Annotated in this window: 3 protein-coding genes; all 3 read left to right on the plus strand. The window is 73.3% G+C overall.

Annotated elements, in window-relative coordinates; translation table 11 throughout:
• The first annotated feature begins 63 nt into the window (after positions 1 to 63).
• Complete coding sequence (locus tag AOK16_RS24315; RefSeq protein ID WP_055474256.1) at positions 64 to 246, plus strand: DUF6104 family protein; 183 nt, start codon at positions 64 to 66, stop codon at positions 244 to 246.
• A gap of 120 nt (positions 247 to 366) precedes the next feature.
• Positions 367 to 1,341, plus strand: a complete 975-nt coding sequence (locus AOK16_RS24320) for a DUF4097 family beta strand repeat-containing protein (RefSeq protein ID WP_079101747.1) — start codon at positions 367 to 369, stop codon at positions 1,339 to 1,341.
• Positions 1,341 to 2,399 carry a PadR family transcriptional regulator gene (locus AOK16_RS24325; protein WP_055474255.1) on the plus strand — a complete coding sequence of 353 codons (1,059 nt, stop codon included), beginning with the start codon at positions 1,341 to 1,343 and terminating at the stop codon, positions 2,397 to 2,399. The genes AOK16_RS24320 and AOK16_RS24325 overlap by 1 nt, the downstream gene beginning before the upstream one ends.
• Positions 2,400 to 2,495 lie beyond the last annotated feature (96 nt).

Consider the following 2,495-nt stretch of genomic DNA (forward strand, 5'->3'; position numbering starts at 1 on the left):
GCGCGGGCCGGTGCGCATAATCTGAACCGGAACACCCCATGGGACCCGGAGCGGAGCACCGACTTGTACTTCACCGACCGCGGCATCGAGGAGCTGGCGCAGCGGCGCGGCGACGAAGAGGTCACCTTCGAGTGGCTCGCCGAGCAGCTGCGGACGTTCGTCGACCTCAACCCGGACTTCGAGGTCCCGGTCGAGCGGCTCGCGACCTGGCTCGCGCGGCTGGACGACGAGGACGAGGACGAGTAGTACGCGTCCCGCCCGGGCCCGGCGCCCACCAGGGGTTGACTTCCCCATCCCGCGATATATCGTGTCTCGACAAGAGACGCGATATGTCGTCGTACGCCCAGACGCGGGGAGGCCGCACCAGTGTCAGCCAGTGAAGAGTGGCCGGTCTCCGAGCCGCGCACCCTCGACCTCGAAGGCCCCGTCGACCGGGTCCACGTCCGCCTAGTCAACGGCACGGTCAACGTCGTCGGCACCGACCGCGCCACCGCCCGGCTGGAGATCAGCCACCTCGAGGGCCCGCCGCTGATCGTCACGCACACCGCGGACGGCGAACTCACCGTCGCGTACGAGGACCTGCCCTGGAAGGGCTTCCTCCGGTGGCTGGACCGCAAGGGCTGGCGGCGCAGCGCCGACGTCTCCCTCGCCGTGCCCTCGGGCGCCCGCGTGGAGGTGGGGGTCGTGGGCGCGAGCGCCGTGCTCTCCGGGGTCGGTGGGGACACCGCCGTCCGCGGGGTCGCCGGCGACACCACCGTCGTCGCACTCTCCGGCACCGTCCGGGTGGACACCGTCTCGGGCTCCCTGGACGCGCAGGGCCTGACCGGCGACCTCCGCTTCAACTCCGTCTCCGGCGACCTGACCGTCATCGACGCCTGCGGCGCGGCCGTGAAGGCCGACTCGGTGAGCGGCAACATGATCGTGGACATGGACGGCAAGGGCGCCGACCTCGCCCTCAACACCGTCTCCGGCGAGATCGCGATCCGGATGCCGCACCCGGCCGACGCCAGGGTCGAGTTCAACACCGCGAGCGGCGAGGTCTCCAACGCGTTCGAGGGCCTCGACGTCTCCGGGCAGTGGGGGGCCAAGCACATCACCGGCACCCTCGGCGCGGGCAGCGGCCGGCTGAAGGCGTCCACGGTCTCTGGCTCCATCGCCCTGCTCCGGCGCCCCCCGGCGGAGGACGGCGGCCCGTACGACTCGGGCGACAGCCCGGACGCCGGGGGCGAGGGCCCGTACGGCACGGGCGAAGGCCCCGGCGCCGAGGGCGAAGGCCCCGGCGCCGAGGGCGAAGGCCCCAGCGACTCCACCCCGAAGAACAGCGCAGGAAAGGCCCTCTGATGCCCCCCGTCTTCGCCCACGGCCGCCTGCGCCTCTACCTCCTCAAGCTGCTGGACGAGGCCCCGCGCCACGGCTACGAGGTGATCCGCCTCCTGGAGGAGCGCTTCCAGGGCCTGTACGCGCCCTCCGCCGGCACCGTCTACCCGCGCCTGGCCAAGCTGGAGGCGGAGGGCCTGGTCACGCACGCCACCGAGGGCGGCCGCAAGGTGTACTCGATCACCGACGCCGGACGGGCCGAACTGGCCGACCGTCAGGGCGAGTTGGCCGACCTGGAACAGGAGATCCGGCAGTCCGTCGCCGAACTGGCCGCCGAGATCCGCGAGGACGTACGCGGGGTGGCGGGCGACCTCCGCCGCGAGATGCGCGCGGCGGCGCGCGAGGCCCGTACATCCGGGGGCCGGGGCAAGGGCGCCTCCGGCGCGGACGGCTGGGACGGCTCCTGGGGCGACCGGGAGGCCTGGCGGAAGTCCAAGGAGGAGCTGAAGCGGGCCACGGAGGAGTGGAAGGAGCAGGCCCGGCGCGCGAAGGAGGAGAGCCGGCGTGCCAAGGAGGAGACCCAGCGCGCGCGCAAGCAGGCGCGCGACGCCCAGGTCTTCGCCCGCGAGGAGGTCCAGCGGATCGTCAAGCGGGTGCAGGAGCAGACCCAGGGACACATCCGCGCGGGCGACTGGCAGAGCGCGGTACGGGACGCGCTGTCCGAGGTGACGCGCGAGGTGCGGCGGGCCACGCAGGCGCCGGCCCCGGACGTCAGGGCGGAGCGCGAGGAACCGGCGGACCCGCGCCCGAACTTCACGAAGCCCCCGGCGACCGAGGACACCGGAAGCCCCGAGGACACCGGGCACCCTAAAGTCCCCGAGCCCGACTGGGCCCAGGACCCCGGCACGCCCTCCGCCGACCCGGCCCGCGACCTCGACCGGCTGCTCGACCGCTTCCGCGACGACATCCGCGACGCCTCCCGCGACCACGGCGTCACCCCGGACCAGCTGAAACAAGCCCGCCACCACCTCTCCACAGCAGCAACCCACATCGCCACCGTCCTCCGCCCCCAGCGGGACTGACCAGGCGTCAGTTGCGGCCCGTCGCGCTGTTGCAGCGCGCGTCACGTGGTGGGCGGCATGGTTCGCCGTGCTGTGGGGCAGCGTGTTCGCCAACGC

The organism is Streptomyces pathocidini, from assembly GCF_001418495.1.
GTDB lineage: Bacteria > Actinomycetota > Actinomycetes > Streptomycetales > Streptomycetaceae > Streptomyces > Streptomyces pathocidini.

Excerpts from the sequence above, each read along its gene's own strand:
- AOK16_RS24325 (WP_055474255.1), top strand. The coding sequence starts at position 1,341 with ATGCCCCCCGTCTTCGCCCACGGCCGCCTGCGCCTCTACCTCCTCAAG.